General features: G+C 65.5%; 13 protein-coding genes and 1 pseudogene. 6 read left to right on the top strand and 8 right to left on the bottom strand.

The window, feature by feature from the left end; genetic code table 11:
• Positions 1-220: pseudogene (locus ABZ807_RS31840) on the top strand (hypothetical protein); the annotation flags it as partial.
• A gap of 103 nt (positions 221-323) precedes the next feature.
• On the top strand, positions 324-2,006 hold the full coding sequence (locus tag ABZ807_RS31835) for an IS1182 family transposase (RefSeq protein WP_357166359.1): 1,683 nt from the start codon (positions 324-326) through the stop codon (positions 2,004-2,006).
• Positions 2,007-2,928: 922 nt separating this feature from the next.
• On the opposite strand, the gene ltrA (ABZ807_RS31830) is transcribed toward ABZ807_RS31835, so the two are convergent.
• The 7 genes from ltrA (ABZ807_RS31830) to ABZ807_RS31800 form a co-directional block, all read right to left on the bottom strand.
• Positions 2,929-4,356: a group II intron reverse transcriptase/maturase gene (ltrA, locus tag ABZ807_RS31830; protein WP_357166356.1), complete on the bottom strand. Its 1,428-nt coding sequence runs from the start codon at positions 4,354-4,356 to the stop codon at positions 2,929-2,931.
• 235 nt (positions 4,357-4,591) lie between these two features.
• The gene (locus ABZ807_RS31825; protein ID WP_357166354.1) at positions 4,592-4,714 is read right to left on the bottom strand and encodes a hypothetical protein; all 123 of its coding nucleotides are present in this window, start codon (positions 4,712-4,714) and stop codon (positions 4,592-4,594) included.
• A gap of 387 nt (positions 4,715-5,101) precedes the next feature.
• Positions 5,102-6,910, bottom strand: a complete 1,809-nt coding sequence (ltrA, locus tag ABZ807_RS31820; RefSeq protein ID WP_357166351.1) for a group II intron reverse transcriptase/maturase — start codon at positions 6,908-6,910, stop codon at positions 5,102-5,104.
• 1,054 nt (positions 6,911-7,964) lie between these two features.
• Positions 7,965-8,588 carry a hypothetical protein gene (locus ABZ807_RS31815; protein WP_357166348.1) on the bottom strand — a complete coding sequence of 208 codons (624 nt, stop codon included), beginning with the start codon at positions 8,586-8,588 and terminating at the stop codon, positions 7,965-7,967.
• Between the two features lie 130 nt (positions 8,589-8,718).
• A complete protein-coding gene (locus ABZ807_RS31810; RefSeq protein ID WP_357166345.1) occupies positions 8,719-9,531 on the bottom strand; it encodes a hypothetical protein in 813 nt (270 codons plus the stop codon).
• Positions 9,528-9,698, bottom strand: coding sequence for a hypothetical protein (locus ABZ807_RS31805; RefSeq protein ID WP_357166342.1), 171 nt, complete (start codon positions 9,696-9,698; stop codon positions 9,528-9,530). The genes ABZ807_RS31810 and ABZ807_RS31805 overlap by 4 nt, the downstream gene beginning before the upstream one ends.
• A gap of 295 nt (positions 9,699-9,993) precedes the next feature.
• Entirely contained in the window at positions 9,994-10,641 is a 648-nt protein-coding gene (locus ABZ807_RS31800; protein ID WP_357166339.1) for a MerR family transcriptional regulator, read from the bottom strand.
• Positions 10,642-10,721: 80 nt separating this feature from the next.
• Between ABZ807_RS31800 and ABZ807_RS31795 the strand changes: the two genes are divergently transcribed.
• From ABZ807_RS31795 to ABZ807_RS31785, 3 genes are all read left to right on the top strand, one after another.
• Positions 10,722-11,243 (top strand): hypothetical protein, encoded by a 522-nt coding sequence (locus tag ABZ807_RS31795; RefSeq protein WP_357166336.1) that lies wholly within the window; start codon positions 10,722-10,724, stop codon positions 11,241-11,243.
• A 43-nt stretch (positions 11,244-11,286) separates the two neighbouring features.
• Positions 11,287-11,694: a hypothetical protein gene (locus ABZ807_RS31790; RefSeq protein WP_357166362.1), complete on the top strand. Its 408-nt coding sequence runs from the start codon at positions 11,287-11,289 to the stop codon at positions 11,692-11,694.
• Between the two features lie 1,000 nt (positions 11,695-12,694).
• Positions 12,695-13,177, top strand: coding sequence for a nucleotidyltransferase family protein (locus tag ABZ807_RS31785; protein ID WP_357166333.1), 483 nt, complete (start codon positions 12,695-12,697; stop codon positions 13,175-13,177).
• Between the two features lie 463 nt (positions 13,178-13,640).
• On the opposite strand, the gene ABZ807_RS31780 is transcribed toward ABZ807_RS31785, so the two are convergent.
• On the bottom strand, positions 13,641-14,873 hold the full coding sequence (locus ABZ807_RS31780; RefSeq protein WP_357166330.1) for a TIGR02391 family protein: 1,233 nt from the start codon (positions 14,871-14,873) through the stop codon (positions 13,641-13,643).
• A 419-nt stretch (positions 14,874-15,292) separates the two neighbouring features.
• Between ABZ807_RS31780 and ABZ807_RS31775 the strand changes: the two genes are divergently transcribed.
• Positions 15,293-16,114 (top strand): IS5 family transposase, encoded by an 822-nt coding sequence (locus ABZ807_RS31775; protein WP_357166327.1) that lies wholly within the window; start codon positions 15,293-15,295, stop codon positions 16,112-16,114.
• The last annotated feature ends 138 nt before the right edge of the window (positions 16,115-16,252 follow it).

Below are 16,252 nucleotides of genomic sequence, written 5' to 3'. Positions count from 1 at the left end.
ATGCTCCGTGACAAGCAGCCCTACCAGCAACCCAGCACCAAAAACCCCGAAAACCTCGCCGTTACCGGTTGACAAAGACCATAGAGACACCCCCCCCGCCCTGGCCACCTTCCGCAACCTAACCCTCAACACCTTCCGCCTCGCCGGACGCGCCAACATCGCCCACGCCCGCCGCGACCTACACGACCGCACCGACACCTTCGCCGTCTACGGCATCTAACAAACCATGATCAAGCCGGACACAAAGGAACAACGCCGGACTCTGTTGGTTAACTCGCTGTGATCATCTTCGAGCTGGACGTTGTTCTGGTTGTCTGTCCTTTATGGAGTATTGTGCCGGGATGTCGATGAGGCCGAGGGCGTCGGTGGAGATTCCGGCGCAGACCGTGGCGGTGGTCCGGGCGGCGTGTCCGGGTGGTACGCGGGTGACGCGTGTTCGGGACACGCTCGGTGCGATCTTCGATGACGTCGAGTTCGCGGGCTGGTTCGCCGTCGAGGGGCGCAGCGCGGTGCCGCCGGGTCTGTTGGCGTTGGTGTGCGTGTTGCAGGCGATGGAAGATCTGACTGATCGTGACGCCGCGGATGCGGTCAGGACCCGGATGGACTGGAAGTATGCGCTGGGCCTGGCCTTGGACGACACGGGGTTCCACTACTCGGTGCTCTCGGAGTTCCGTGACCGGCTCGCCGGTGACGGGCGTGCGATACGCCTGCTGGAGTTGATGCTGGACGCGGCTCGTGAGGCGGGTCTGCTCCGGGGTGGGGGCAAGGCGCGTACCGATTCCACCCACGTGCTGGCCAAGATCAGCGCGTTGAGTCGCCTGGAACGCCTCGGCGAGACGATGCGGGCCGTGGTGAACCAGCTCGCGCAGGTCGCCCCGGGCTGGCTGACGCTGCGGATCCGACCGGAATGGGAGCAGCGTTACGGCCGGCGGATCGACTCAGCGCACCTGCCCGCCGGTGAGCAGGCACGCGACCGGTTCGGACAGGCCGTGGCCGCCGACGGCGCCGCCCTACTCGCGGCCATCGACGATGATCCCGACGCGCAATGGTTGAACAACCTACCCACGGTCGGTGCCCTGCGGGCAATCTGGGACCAGGAATGCGTCCGTGACGCGCAGGGTGTCTGGGTGCTGCGGCACGGCCGGTTCCGGGAAGGAGCTGACTTCCTCGACTCCCCTTTCGACCTTGACTCCCGGTGGAGCCGTAAACGCGACACCAGCTGGCGCGGCTACAAAGCCCACCTGAGTGAGACCTGCGATCTCGACACCCCGAACTTGATCATCGACGTGCAGACGACGCCGGCGACCGACGCCGACAACGCGACTCTGCCCGCGATCACCACCAGCCTGCAGGCCCGTGACCTCACCCTGGCCGAGCACTACCTGGACGAGGGCTACGTCACCGCCGACGCCATCGCCCGCGCCGCCGGCCAGGGCACCCAGATCATCGGCCCGCTCACCCGTGACTCGTCCTGGCAGGCCCGCGCCGGCAAGGGCTTCGACCGTGACAGCTTCCACATCGACTTCGACACCCGCACCGCGACCTGTCCCGGCGGGAAGACCAGCACCACCTGGCGGCCCCGCGCCCACAACAGCGGCCCCGGCACCGCGATCGGGTTCGCCGACACCGACTGCCGGCCCTGCCCGATGCGCCCCGACTGCACGACCAGCTTCACCAGCGGCCGGCAGATCCTCATCCCCGCCCGCGACCTCTACGAGATCCAACTCGCCAACCGCGCCGCCCAACACGACCCCGCCTGGAAACAGCGCTACAACACCCGAGCCGGGATCGAAGGCACCATCTCCCAAGCCACCCGCGCCCACCACCTACGACACAACCGCTACACCGGCCTGGCCAAGACCCGCGTCCAGCACGTCCTCACCGCCTGCGGCATGAACGCCGCCCGGATCGCCGACTGGAACCACCGCGACAACCAACCCGCACCAGCCCGACCACGATCACCCTTCAAGAACCTCTGCCAGAAGACCAAGATCACAGCGAGTTAACCAACAGAGTCAACGCCGGGGCCGTGACCATTGATCTACGCAACGACCTGCTCATGTACCCGAGTTACGCGCCTCTTCAGGGCAAGCCCCTTGCAACGAAGTTGGAGCACGGCCACCTTTCCTGGATAGAAAAGCACTGGGAGCAGCACCGGCTCTGACCTTTGACCAGCTGGGGTCAGTCGCTCGACTGCACGTCTTCCTGCGGAAGTCGCGACGACTGGCCTAACGGACGGCCCCATCATGATCTTGCGTGATGTGCTCGACGTGTGCTCTCCAGCGGATGCCAACCCGGGTGAACCGGTGCCAACGCGGGTCACCGCGGCCGACCGCCGGTCGCAAACCGGGGTTTGTGTGCTCCGGGTGTGGCCCTGGGCTGGGAGAACGGCGGTCCGGGGGACGTGGGTGAACGTGGGCCACTCCCTGCCACCCCAGGTGAACCCCTGCTCCACACAGGCCCGCCAATCCACCGCGTGCCAGTCGAGCACGTCCTCCGGTCCGTTCACCACCCCAACCGGGGCAGCGTCCAACTTGTCCTTCGGTTCCAGCCTTGTTGTCATCGTCTCCGCACAGGCTCACCTGACCCGCGTCAGCCCGCTTTCACGGCCGGGCACCAGGCCCGGTATCCGGCCAGTTATCCACGACGCTGCCCGGAGGAGGCAGCACACTGTCATGGTTTCCTGCCGCCTTTCGGCCGCCGGCGTTCGCTTCTCGGGTCATCCCATTCCCGCCCGGGGAGTTGGGCCTTCCTCACGGTCGGCTTACCAGCCACCACACTGGCGCTGGACCCCGTCGGGTAGGGTCGGATCAGGGCGCGGTGCCGGTATTTCGACCGGCCCGTTTCCCTGACCCGCCCTCCGAACCCGGCGTGCCCATTACTGGGCACCGGGCTCTCCGCAAGTCCCGCAGGGTTTCGCGGTTTTCCTCACACTGTGCTCGCCCACGGTTTCGGGATCTGTGCTCCCCGATAGCGGTAGCGCACGATGTGCACCGCCTCGGGGTTGAACAGCACGACCTCTCCGTGAGCTGGCCACCCGTCTCCTGCGCTGTAACGGCGTCGGAGTGCTCTCCAAGGTGTGCGGCGGTGCTTGTGACCGATCCATCGGATCACCTGATGCCACAGGTAGTGGTGCAGGTAACTGAAGGTGGCCTTTGAGCTGCCGTGCTTGAAGTGAGCGGTCCAGCCTGCCAGCATTGGGTTGAGCTGACGCAGCAGGGCTTCGAGCGGCAGGTTCGTGTTCTGCCAGCACACCGCCTTCACCTTGGCCATGATGGCGCGTAGCGTCTTCTTGGCCGGATAGGTATAGACGTAGTGTTTGCTGGAGCCTCGCTTCCGGTGACGCTGGATGCGCCAGCCGAGGAAGTCGAGGCCCTTATCTATGTGGGTAATGAGAGTCTTTTCCGGCGACAGGCGCAAACCCATGCCGGATAGAACTTCCGCTATTTCCCCTCGCAAGGTTTCAGCGTGTTCCCTGGTACCTGAGATAGCCAGGACCCAGTCATCCGCGTACCTGATAAGCCGGTAGTTGGGAAGACCGAGACGCCGACGCTTGACCCGTTGATACGGGGTCGCCCGGGGCCCACCCGGAGCCTGGGCGATGTACTCGTCCAAGACCGACAAGGCCACATTGCTGAGCAACGGCGAAAGAATTGACCCCTGCGGCGTGCCGGCGTCGGTTTCCCGCAGCGTGCCATCCTCGGTGAGGATGCCCGCTTTCAGGAACGCCTTCACCAGCGCCAGGACGCGTTTGTCCCCGACACGTTTCCGCACCCGATCCATAAGTGCCGAATGCGAGATTTCGTCGAAACAGGCTTTGATGTCGCCCTCCACGACCCACTCATACGTGCGGGAGGTGAAATGGCGAACCTCGGCCACCGCGTCATGAGTTCGGCGCCTTGGACGGAACCCGTAGGAGTACGGGAGAAAATCCGCCTCGAAGATCGGCTCCAATACCAGCTTCAAGGACGCCTGGACCACCCGGTCGGACACGGTCGCGATCCCCAGCCGACGCTTCTTGCCGTTCGCCTTGGGAATCATCCGCTCCCGGACCGCAACCGGCCGGAACGTGCGGGTCTTCAACCGCTGTCGCAGCCGGTCGCAGAACACCTCCGCCCCGATCTCGGCCTCGATCGCGTAAGCGGTCCTACCATCCACCCCGGCTGAGCGGGCGCCCTTGTTGTGCCGCACCCGATCCCACGCCACCAACACAAACGCGGGATCACAGACAAGGTTGTACAAATCATCAAACCGGCGATGAGGATCATCACTGGCCCACCGGTGCAGCTTGGTCTGGATCTCTCGTACCCGACGCTCAGCTGTATACAGCCCCAGCACCGGCTCATCGGTATTCACCAACGGCCTCCGAGCATTCCAACCTCCATCACTGCTCGACTTGCTGGCCCCCTTCGCCCTGCGGCCGGCTCTCCCGGCCCCCATGACGGGTCGCTACGCCCGCGACTACTACGGAGCCTCCGCCCCACCTATGACCATCAGCCGACGACGAGCCTGCCCATCGACCGAGCTGGAAACCCGGCAGGGAGGGCGACCATAGGCGGTTCCCACGTTCACCTTGCGACCGTTCGACGAGTTAGGCGCCCAGCTCCTGCCCCGGCAGCATCGCCACGGTTACGCCGCAGTCCTTCACCGTGGCCTCGTGGCCGGCAAAACCAACCGACTTCAGAGTTGACCCCCGCCCGCCGGCGAGAGTCACGCACTGCACCCCGGCCCATATCTGCCAGATTTGAGCCGGTGGAACGCTTACGGGTGCTTTACCACTGATTTCTCTCGTGCACCTTCTCGTCTCGCTTGCCGGACCCGCACCATCTGGCAGTGCCGATACGTCCCGGCTTTGTCAGGGCTGCTTCCCGCCATCCCCGGCGTCTCCCGGACCAGGCTGCCCTCAGCTTCAATCAGGCCGCTGCGACGACCCAACGGCGAAGTCCTTTCACCTCCACACAGTCACAAAGCGCCTCGTGGCGCACGGTTACCACGTTCCGCACCTGCGAGTAACGACCGGGGTGGGGTCGGGTAGCCCCGACGCATTGCTGCGCCGGGGCCCCCTAAGAACCGGACTCGCCCGCTTTCCGGGCATCTCGGCTCAAGCAAGCCCCGCAGGCTCGTAGGCAGCCCGCGCTGCCGGTCCGTTCGCGCCACCGACCCGTTGCCGGCGTGCGCAGTGGGCGTGTATGAGTTGCAGTGCAACGGGTTCGTCCGACGTGCCTCGGCCCGCATTGACGATGACCGCCTGTTTGCGGATCGCCTTGCGGGTCGCCTTGACCCACTGTTCCCACTCGTGTGGGGTTTGTGGCTCCTGGTCGGCGTGCAGCAGCAGCCCTCGACACAGGGGACAGCGCCCGTGCTGCGCCTGCAACAGGCGCAGCCGGGATCGGTCCAGCGGGGGTTTGCGGCGGCGACGGCGTTCGGCCCAGTAATCGGCCAGATCTGGGTCGTCTGGTGAGGCCCAGCCCTTGACCTGCTGGTGTCGGACGATATCCGTCCAGGCAAATTTGGCGAGGTAGGCGCCGCTGTCGCGGTCGCCGAAGATCCACCGGTCTCGCCTAGTCGGGTGGAACGCGCCGAAGTACCGGTCTACGACCCAGCGTCCCGACTTGTTCGGGTGTCGGCGCTTGGCCCAACTGCGGGCCAGCTTCCACATATGGGTGTCCAACCAGACGAACGTCTTCTTGGACACCACGCTCCGGTAGTAGGCCGACCAGCCCCTGATGATGGGGTTGAGCCTGGCGACCACCGCTTGGGCGTTGGCCCCGCGCAGGGCCCTCATCTCCGCGGTCAGCCTCTTCCGGAACCGCTGCACGGCCGCCTTACTCGGTTTGATCAGCAGCTTGCCGTTGCGATACCGCCGGGTCTGGAAGCCGAGGAACTCGAAGCCGTCTTCGAGGCAGACGATACGCGTCTTGTCCTCGTTGAAGGCGAGTCCTCGGGGTGACAGCCAGGCTGCCAGCCGCGTCTTGACCTGTTCGGCCTGTTCGCGGCTGTGGCACATCGCAACAAGATCGTCTGCGTACCTCACCAGGACGGGGCAGCCGGCCACCACCTTGCCGGCGTTGATACCGGCAGTGCGATAGCGGACCCCGGCGGCCTGCTCCATGCCGTGCAAGGCCACATTGAGCAGCAACGGGCTGATCACCCCGCCCTGGGGCGAGCCCTCCTCGGTCGGGGTGAACCACTCGCGCTCGACCACGCCCGCCTTCAGCCACCGCTGGATGAGTCTCCGAGCGGGGAACATGCCGATCTGGCTGAGGATGTGGTTGTGGTTGAGCCGGTCGAACGCCGCCGCCAAGTCTGCGTCGAGAATCCATCGCCGCTGCGGGTTGTGCCCGTGCACGGTGTTGAAGATGGCCTCGATCGCGTCATGGCAGCCACGGCCCGGCCTGAAGCCGTAGGACTTGGGCTCGAACCGCGCCTCCCATTCGGGTTCCAACGCGGCCGACGCCAGGGCCTGCAAGATCCTGTCGCCGATCACGGGAATGCCGATGGGCCGCTGCTTTCCGTTGGCCTTGGGCACATACACGCGTCTGACCGGTTTCGGCGTCCACGACCGGGAGCGGTTCTGGACCCAGTCGGCCCATTCGGCCTTCGACTGGGAGCCCACCACTACCTTGCCGTCGACGCCCGCCGTCAGACGACCGGCGTTGAGTTCCGTCACCCGCCGCACACTGAGCAGCGCGTTGGCGCGGGAACGGAGCATCAACTTCTGCAAGTTACGGACCTTCTTCAGGTCCCCTGCCTTCGACGCCGCGAAGATACGCTGCCGCAGCCGCCGTACGTCTTCCTCGACCTGCCGCCAGCCGACGGTGTTCCAGTCGAGTACGTCGTCCTCGGGTCCGTTCACCACGGCACGCCCGCCCGCGACCTTCATCGTGGCCGGTTTGGTCGTGGCGTCCAACTTGTCCCTCGGTTCCGGTGCCATCGATCATCAAGTCTTCGCAGGCTCACCCGACGCACGTGGGCGCTCTTTCGAGCCGGACCACCAGGGTCCGTATCCGGGCGGTTATCCGGCACCACCGCAGGAGGCTGCGGCCAGCGGTGCTGGTCTTCCCGTCGCCTTTCGACGTCCCGGCCTTCGCTTGTTGCGTCATCCTGTTCCCGCTGAGGACTTCAACTCTCCTCACGGTCGGCCTACCAGTGCACACGTGCCTGGACCTCAACGGGGTTGCCACGTTCCGCAGGTATGAGACGCGATCGGGGTGGGCCTCTCCTCTATCCCGGGGCGGCGGTGTCCTCCCGACCGGCAAGGCATAACCAGTCGGCGCCTGCCGCTTCCCAGCGGCCAGCCCTTCACCCTCACTGCCACGACCCGTCTGCGAGGGAGGCAGTGACGAGACATCAACGGAGATTCACGCTATTGACCCGTCCGATCTTTCCCTTGCCCGTACCTCCCGGACGGAACGGGAAGCCTTCGGCGTTTCCCCCGGGCTTCACACCCCGCCGTTACCAGCGGCGCATGCCGGGGTGGGAACAGGTCTCACGGACACTGACCTGGAGCTACACCTTCGACATCAGCCGAACCTCCAACACATATAGCTCACTCACCACCTGCGACCTCGTGTCGCACTGCCTTCTCTACCCCGGGGACGGCGGTGCTCTCCTGACCGGATGCCGTGCCCGGCCAGCGCCTGCCGCATCACAACGGCACGTCCCTACACCCCGCTACCACATCCCACCAGCGGGGCTCCGTTTTACGAGGCATCAACGAAGGTTCACGCGATTCACCCGTCCGGTCTGCCCCTCACCCGTGACCTCCCGAGTGGGACAGGAGATCCTTCGGCTTTCCCCTCAGGCTTCGCACCCTGCCGTTACCAGCAGCGCACGGCGAGGGCGGGGCCAGGCCATGAGCACGAGCCCGGAGCTACACCACCAACATCACCTCGGTCCTCCAATCAGCGAGCTCTCTCGCAATGTGCGACCTCGTGTCGCAACGGCAGATCCGGATGCCCGAGTCAGGCACACCGGTATTCGTTCGGGCGGCTCCGCTCTCTGCGGTCTCGGACGACGACCTTGCCGGGCCCGGTGGTGTTGGTGCAGTGCGGGCCGTGCACGTCGAGGCTGGCGAGATCGGTTGTGATCGCGGCCGCGCCGAAGTAGGCGGGATCGAGGATGTAGGCCATACGGGTGCCGGCTCCGGCGGGAGGGGAGAACTCCGCAGGTGGCTCGACCGGCCGTAAGCCGATGAGGCTCTGCCGAAAGCCGTGCCCATGTCGCCAGACTTCGACGAAGGTCTGCGAACTCACGGCCGCCGCCGCGGCGCTCGACCACCGATCGCAGGTGAGCAGCGAGTCGTAGTAGCCGAGCTTCGGCATGCCCCGGCCGGTCAGGATGTCCGCCTGGTCGTCGGTCACCGAGAAGATGAGATCAGCGGTGATCTCCGCTACGACGTCGGGCGTGTGGCTCGCGGCGACCTTGGTTGCCGGATGAAACGCGTGCCCCACAACCGCGCAAAGCACCCGAGTCGCCAGACGAGGATCTTCCCTGCCTACCCCGAAATACATACCGGGCAGGTTGCGTACAGAGTCGTCGAACTCCAGGAGCGTGATCTTCGCGAGGCTGTAGTCAGGCTCCGTCACGCCACCAACGCTATCCCGGCAAGGCACGCGCGCCCATCGACAGATCCGGTCGTCGTAGCGACCGCTCGGCGGCAGATCTGGGCGTCCGGTCTTCCCTCGAACGGGCATGGCCGGCGGCAGGGCGGTGTGGTCAGAGCAGTGCGATTTGGCCCGGCAGCGGCTCATCGTCGAGGCGAGCGTCGAGCTGCCACAGCCGGAGCTGATCCTCCTCATGATGGCGGGTGAGCCATCGGCCTGGCTGATGCGTGGGGTGGATGGCGCCGGATCTGTGGGGGTGCGGGTAACGCACCTGGGAGCGGCACCGCAGGCTGTGCGCCGACAGCAGTAGATGGTCCTCGGCGTCGTCCGGCAGGTCTGCGGCGCTGACAGCGGTCAGGATCAGTTCGTCGGTGAGGAACACCGCTCGGTCCAAGTATCGGCAGCTCGCGAGGCATGGTGGCGTGTCCGGCAGATCTTCGAGGTGTCGTTCCGCGATCACGGTGTCGGTGGTGACGTCGCGGACGGACAGGAAGCCGTCGATTGCCAGGGTCAGATAGCGGTCGCCTGCCGGGCTGAAACCGGCGAGGTCCTCACCGGCCAACGGTCGCAACACGATGTGTTCGGCGTCCAGACCGACGAGCATGGCGGGTGACAGGTCAGGATGGAGCAGCGTCAAGCCGGTCCAGGTGTCCACGGGTCGGTGCACGAACCAGGCAGCCTCGGGGCCGGGCAGCGGCGTGCGATGGATCTCCTTGCCGGTCGTGGCGTGGATGGCGACAAGTTCCTTGGCGCCGGCCAGACGGACCCAGAGGATGTGGTCGCCGTCCAGGTCGAAGTCGGCGCCGGCGCTGCCGCCGAGCCGATCCCAGCTGCTGCGCCAACGAACCGCGCCGTTGTGGTCAAGAACGACGATCTGATGCTTATCGCCCGCCGCGACGAGTTGGCCAGTGGCACCGACGTTCATCTGCGGGTCGTCGAGGGTACCGCAAATCGCGCCACGCGACGCAGTTCGTGGTCGAACAGGTTCACAGTGACGCTGTTTCGCTCGGTGACCACCCAGCCAAGGCCGGTTGCCTGCGTGACATGCCGAATGCCGGGCAGCCACACCTGGTTGATCAAGCGGGGTTGCATCGCAGCAGCATAGAGTCATTTTCGGCGAGGCCGTTGGGGTTGCCTGCGCGGATCGCGGCAGTTGAGGCCGCCACTCCCATCGCGAGCGATGAGCGCGCGCAGCGAGGAGGTCAAGTGCCCGAAGGCGGCGATCCGGAACGCGAAGCGTGGATCGATGACACCTGCACCACCGTGGCCGGCGCCGCCGACCTCGACGCCGTCCTTGACCGGGTACGTCAGCCACCTGGTCCGACGGATCGATGATCTCCTACCCGGAACCTTTCACGAGTGACCAGACGGTGCAGTCTGATCTTGCCTAGCGATCGGACGCGGATGCTGGGCCCAGCAGGCGGGCGGAGATGCTCTCCTGGGCCAGCAGCCGCAGCGCCGCGATGAGCGTTTCGCCGAGGATGGTGCCGATCACGACGCTCTCGGCGATCTGGTCAGGGTCGGCGTGTGAGGTGACCGCCGCGAGCTCCAGATCGGTGAACCGCTCGACGGCTTCCGCGTACGCGTCGAGGTAACCGGCGAGGCGGTCCTGGCCGAGCGCGCGCAAGGCGGTGATGGTCTCGATGAGCGTTGTGATGGCGGGCGCGTCCGGCTCGACCGCCCAGCCGCGCCGTTCTACAAGTTCCCGCACCTGCGCTGCGGCCGCGGCGCGTACATCGTCGTCGGCAGTCACCTGCCGGCGGGGGGTGATGGCGCGATGCACCATCCCGATCCGTTTGTGCAGCGAGAGGGCTTCGGAGTCGAACGCCTCCAGGACGACCTTCACGCTGGCTACGGGTACCTGCGCCAGCTCGATCAGGGCGCGAATCAGGCGCAGCCGGCGCAGGTGACGCTCCTCGTACCTGGCCTGGTTGGGGCTGGTCAGCTCGCCGGGTGGCAGCAGGCCTTCCCGCAGGTAGTACTTGATCGTCGGCACGGCCACCCCCGACCGGCGACTCAGCTCCGCGATACGCATTTGCCTTCCCCCTCGTCGTTATGGATAGTAGCACTATCCAAAAACGGATAGCGCAGCTATCCATTGAGATGGGGAAGGCCATGATCGAACTCGTACTCGCCTCCGCTCTGCTGATCTTCCGCCTCCTGGGTGCACTCGGCGTGCGGCGGTTCGCCAGTTGGCCGGCCAGCACGGCGCACGCCCTCGCGGTCATGTTGGTCGTCACCGCGAGCGCCCACTTCGTTCCGGCGAGCGTCACCGTGATGCCCAATCACGCCGACCTGGTCCGGATGGTGCCGCCGGTCGTGCCGTTCGCCAGCGCGGTGGTGTACGCCACCGGCGTACTGGAATTGCTGGGCGCCCTGGGCCTGGTGTTGACGCGGACCCGGTGGGCCGCGGGCATCGCCCTCGCCGCGCTGTTCGTGCTCCTCCTCCCGGCGAACGTGTACGCCGCCGTCGCGAACGTGCCGTTCAACGGAGGCGAGCCCGAGCCGCTCTGGCTGCGCCTTCCCGAGCAGGTCCTCTACATCGCCGTCGCCGTCTGGGTGACGCGATCGGCCGACAGCACGGCGGCCCTGCGCGTCCTGCGCCCGGCCCGCCCCGCCGCACCGGCATCCCGCTAGCCCTCGTCACACCCAACCCCGAAGGGAAACTGCCGTGCAGACCATGGCCCTCAGCACCGAGTCGCGGATCCTTGCCGGAGCGGCGCTGCTCACGATCGTCACCATCCAGGTAGGCGGCTGGTTCATGACGCGGATCGCCCGCGGCGAGGTACCGATGACCGACTTCCAGAAGTCCTTCGCACGTGCCGGACATGGTCACGCCGGCGTGCTGGTCCTACTGAGCCTGGTGGCCCTGCTTTATGTGGACGCCACACGCTTCAGCGGCGTTTTGCTGTGGACCGCAAGGCTTGGAGTGCCGATCGCCGCGATCCTGATGTCGGCGGGATTCTTCGCGTCGTCCGCAGGCAGGAACGTCACGGCACCGAACCGGTTCGTCTGGGTGCTGTGGGTGGGCGCACTCTCACTCGCCGCAGGGGTGGTGAGCCTCGGCGTCGGGCTGCTGACCGCCTAAACCTTTGAGGAGGCCGGACACGCAATTGGCCGGGTCCACCGGATTCTCCGGCTCCGTCCAGGTCGAGTAACACCAGCGAGTGATGCGCGGACAATCCGCTCAGGTCACCGAGGTAGGCCGAGGCTTGCAGTGGCCGCCGCCGGAAACTGCGGATGGCCGTACACATCGAGCCGGCCGGCACCCACCCCCGGTGCCGGCCGGTCCTTCCATCGCGAATGCATCATGACTTCCGATGGCACGGCAGAGACGATGGGTGTCATCAAGTTGGATCGAAACGTGTCAGCTATAGCTGGTAGTCACATCTACATGGAATCGCAACCTTGCACCCATCAAGCGCACTTCACGCCCGCGGCGCCGCTCCAGAGTACGTTCGGGCAAGCGGGCTGATCGAAGCGTAGGCGTGGGGTCGAATCCCGGTCCACTCGTCAAGGGCCAGGCGACAGCACTATCGACAGCGGTCTGCCACTCCTTGCCAGTTCCAAGTAGTGCAGCTCCGACTTACGATCGGGTGCGCGCTCATCGGCATGAGGGGAAGCTGAGGGTGCGTCGGGCTCAGCAGCGTCCGTCACGCAGGGTTACCGAGCTAAACCGTCACAGGGGGCGCCGCAAACCTCCGAGAGGCCGCTCGGCAAGGAAGCCGACACTGTGGTGGGTTTGCTTTGCACCTCCAGCCGTACTCGGCCCTGCACTTGTGTGCTGGTACGCCGACAGTTGGAATCTCGTGCACCGCCGTCGTGCGGCGGCACCAGGTAGCCGGGCCTCAGCCCGCAGCTTCCGCGCCGATCGCCCCGGACCTGGCTCCTGCTACGCGAGAAGCGCGAATAGCCCAGTGACGCAGGGGTCAGTGCTGGTCCGGTCGCACCGTGCCGCGAAACGACGAAGGGGCGCGGCTTCTCACTCCGGGCCCGGCGAACCGCCGGAAGCCCGCGCTTTGGCTCACACCGCGTGACCGGGTGACGGTGGGTTGGTCTCAGCGACGGCGACGACACGTTACCCGTCGATGGGTGCCGGCGAGTCCGGTCGTGCCCCGGGATTCGTTTGGGGCGAACGGTACGGCGACGGCTTCGACCCGTCATCGGTGCGCGACGTCGACGTCGTCTTCCTCGATCCGACGGACCTGAGCCGCGACAACGACGACCGGGCCACCGAGCAGCTCGTGGCGGCCTGGCCGGAGCCGCCGTGGGAGGCAAAGAACCAGGCCGCCGTGCACACCTGGTATCCCGCGAAGTTTGGCAGCGACCCGGTGGCTCCGATGCGGACCATCACCGAGGCGGTCGCCACCTGGCCCGACTACGCCACGGCCGTGGCCGTCCGCATCGACGCGCATGACCAGATCGTCGTCTGCGCGCCGCACGGCCTCGATGACCTGCTCGACGGCGTATGGCGGCGCAACCCGACCAGGGTCAGCCCGGAGACCTCCCAGCAACGACTCGCCCGCCACCGCCCCACCGAACGCTGGCCCGGCGTCTGCGTCGTGAACTAAGCCGACGCTCGCGGCTCGCGAATGCCGCCGTGATCTGCGATCTTGGGTCTGGATCCGTTCGGCACCGAACCCGGTCATCCTTCGTAGGAACTCTGGCAGCGGCAAGACGACTACCCGGGGCGGCCGGCGGCACGCAGGGTACGGTCATCGCGGCCAGATGAACGCGTCCGCGGCATCCATGACTACTCGATCGCCACAGCGTCGGCAGCCGCACGGCGAACCGCACTGTCGTACTGGGATCGCTGGAAGGCGACGGGCCGAAGGCCGCGTAGTCGCGCTGCGGCCGGAAGGGCTGGGCGAAGCCGCGCCACGCGATAAGGCCGTCTCTGTCAGGCGTCGCTGCACCAATCCCTACGAATGCTTTGAACATGGGAACTTTCGTCGTAAAACATAGGGCCCGAGTGGAGCAGGGGCCGAAGTTTTGGACCCGGAAGCCTATCCCTTCAAGCTCGGAGGACACTCGTCAGGACTGCTCCTTCGTGAGCCAATCCTTCGCCTTCGGCGAAATCCTGTCCGGATACTTCTTCTGAACAAACTCGAAGAACTGCTGCATACCTGCCGACTGGTCGTTGCCGTACGAGTCCTTTGTCGGTAGATCCAACAAGCGGTCAAGGTCAGCTTCGGTGAGCTCGTCGACCACTAGCTCAAGCCGCATCAGCACGATGTTGCTGTGGTCGTAGCTCCGGGTGAAGTCAGCCTCGTCCAGCCATTTGGTCTTGAGCACCTTTCGCACCGCCGAGGACTGAACTTTGGCAGGAGGCGCTAGGTCTTTCAGCCACTTGCCATCCTCGAAGTCATGGTAAAAGGCGCTTGCGGTTCGGTAGCTCTGGCGCTTGGTGAATACCAGGTCTTCAAGCTCCTTGATCGTGTCTTCGCTGACGTATCGTGTGATCAGGTCGTAGGCGAGGCTCGCCAGCGAGATGTAGTGCACGGCAAGGTTGGGTTCGAGAGGTGTTGCCGGCGTGTGGGCCTTCTCGTTTCTGAGATGCTGGACACCCAAGTGTAGGTACCCAATGCCTCGGAAGAAGTCTGCTTCCGCGTCGTTGGCAGGTGTCGCCTTACCAAAGAGAGCTTCGTAGTGTGCGGTGTTCTGGGCACTATTGTTGAAGACCTCCGAGGCCTTCTCCTTGCCTGTGATCTCGCGGAGTTTCCCGCGCACCAGCTTGTAAGACTCCTCGACTGCGTGGAAGTAGTCCCCGGTCGTCAGGTACTGCCCGATGTGGTTGTAAATGTCCCCGTGGATCTCGATCTGAATCTTGTTCTTTGAAACCGTCGCTTCGGTAGTGAAGATGGCGGGTGCGGGATCAGCTACGTTGTCGGCAGACGTTGTCTGCCCTATACCAGCAGACGGTGCACCATCGAGCTCCGCCGCAATCCTCCGGATCCTGGCGATCTGATCGTCCGTGATCTCCTCGCGGAAGCCCGAAAAGCCCGGAGCGGCCTGCTTCGCTTCGATGTAGTCCGCCAGGGTGCCGAGCGTTGACGCGACTTCGTAATCTGAGTCGATCTTCCACAGCGTCCTCAACCTGTTTGCCTTCGACACTCCGTACTCGGCATACTTATCCTCGTAGATGTCGATCGCGAGGTCGTCAAATAGCTGCGCCATTGATGTATTTGTGAGGTCGAGGACATATCCACCACTCATGCCCAGCACGGCCTCCAGGAAGGTCCTGTCTGGCAACGACAGCTTGCTCACGACTCGTTGCTCCTCTACTCGGCCGTCGTACCGTAGTGAGCCAGCATGATGGCATCCGCCCGTCGGCACGACCGAGCACAGGATCATCATCAAGATCGGGTGCGCTGTCATCGGAACGGTCGGACATCCGACACCGCGGCCTCTGTCATGCTTGTAGCGAGCGGTTCGCGGCAGATGTGCGCGCCTCGCCACTGGCGACCAGGCCGGATTCAATAGCTTTCGGCGGCCCTTCTAAGTGAGCGTCCGGGAACTCGGCAGGGTGCATGGTCACAAGGCGGTGAAGCTCGGCGTGTAGTGGTTCGATATGAAGCGAGCTCCTGGTAGATCGGCGGTTGTCTAGGCCAACCGTTCACCAGGAGCTCGTTGTGTCATTGTCGCCTGAGTGTGTCTGTGTGTCATGCCCGGCTCACCCGGCGGGCGTGTCAGCGCCGCCGACCTGCGGGTTCTACCCGTCTTCCTCGCTGACTGACGCCCAGTGGGCGATCATCGAGCCGTTGCTGCCCGCGCCGGGCAACACCGCCGGGCGGGGCGGCCGGCCGGAGAAACATCCCCGTCGCCTAGTCTTGGACGCGATCTTTTACCTGGTGCGGGGCGGGATCGCGTGGCGGCAACTGCCGGTCGGGTTCCCGCCGCCGACCACCGTGTACGACCGGTTCCGCGTCTGGGCCAAGGCCGGTGTGTGGCAGGCCATCCATGACGCGCTCCGCGATCTGGTGCGTGTCTACGAGGGCCGCGACCCGCAACCGACCGCTGCGATCATCGATTCCCAGTCGGTGCGCGGCGCGGACACCGTGCCCCGCACCGGCCGAGGCTACGACGCCGGGAAGAAGATCAACGGAACGAAACGGCACCTCGCCGTGGACACCGGCGGCCTGCTGCTGGCCGTGATCGTCACGATGGCCGGGCTACAAGACCGCGACGCGGGACACCGACTACTGGCCCGGCTCCGCGAACGCTTCACCACCATCACCCTGGTCTGGGCCGACGCCGGATACGCCGGACGGCTGCTCGTCTGGGCCCGCAACGTCCTGCACCTGACCGTCCAGATCGTCAAACGCAGCGAGCCGGGCTTCGTCGTCCTGCCCCGCAGGTGGGTGGTAGAGCGAACGTTCGCCTGGATCAGCAAGCATCGCCGCTGCGTACGCGACTACGAGACCAAGCCCGACCACCACGAAGCCATGATCCACATCGCGATGATCATGACAATGTCACGCCGCCTCGCCCGCACCGGCAACTGGTAACCGAAGTTCCCGGACGCTCACTAAGAAACGGTTTCATCCATACCTAGTACGGCAGCCGCCATTAGCCGTGTGAGCTGGGCTGATGCGGGTGGTGGGGTGAGCAATGTGGACGCAGCCGCCCAAGTGATCATGTGTGTG

It is taken from the genome of Micromonospora sp. NPDC047548 (assembly GCF_040642975.1).
Classification (GTDB): Bacteria; Actinomycetota; Actinomycetes; order Mycobacteriales; family Micromonosporaceae; genus Micromonospora.
Note: the sequence above shows the minus strand (reverse complement) of the source record. Positions and strands in the feature narration are given on the sequence as shown.

Coding starts and splice junctions, on each gene's coding strand:
- ABZ807_RS31835 (WP_357166359.1), top strand. CDS start 324: ATGGAGTATTGTGCCGGGATGTCGATGAGGCCGAGGGCGTCGGTGGAG.
- ABZ807_RS31810 (WP_357166345.1), bottom strand. CDS start 9,531: ATGAACGTCGGTGCCACTGGCCAACTCGTCGCGGCGGGCGATAAGCAT.
- ABZ807_RS31805 (WP_357166342.1), bottom strand. CDS start 9,698: ATGCAACCCCGCTTGATCAACCAGGTGTGGCTGCCCGGCATTCGGCAT.
- ABZ807_RS31800 (WP_357166339.1), bottom strand. CDS start 10,641: ATGCGTATCGCGGAGCTGAGTCGCCGGTCGGGGGTGGCCGTGCCGACG.
- ABZ807_RS31795 (WP_357166336.1), top strand. CDS start 10,722: ATGATCGAACTCGTACTCGCCTCCGCTCTGCTGATCTTCCGCCTCCTG.
- ABZ807_RS31790 (WP_357166362.1), top strand. CDS start 11,287: ATGGCCCTCAGCACCGAGTCGCGGATCCTTGCCGGAGCGGCGCTGCTC.
- ABZ807_RS31785 (WP_357166333.1), top strand. CDS start 12,695: ATGGGTGCCGGCGAGTCCGGTCGTGCCCCGGGATTCGTTTGGGGCGAA.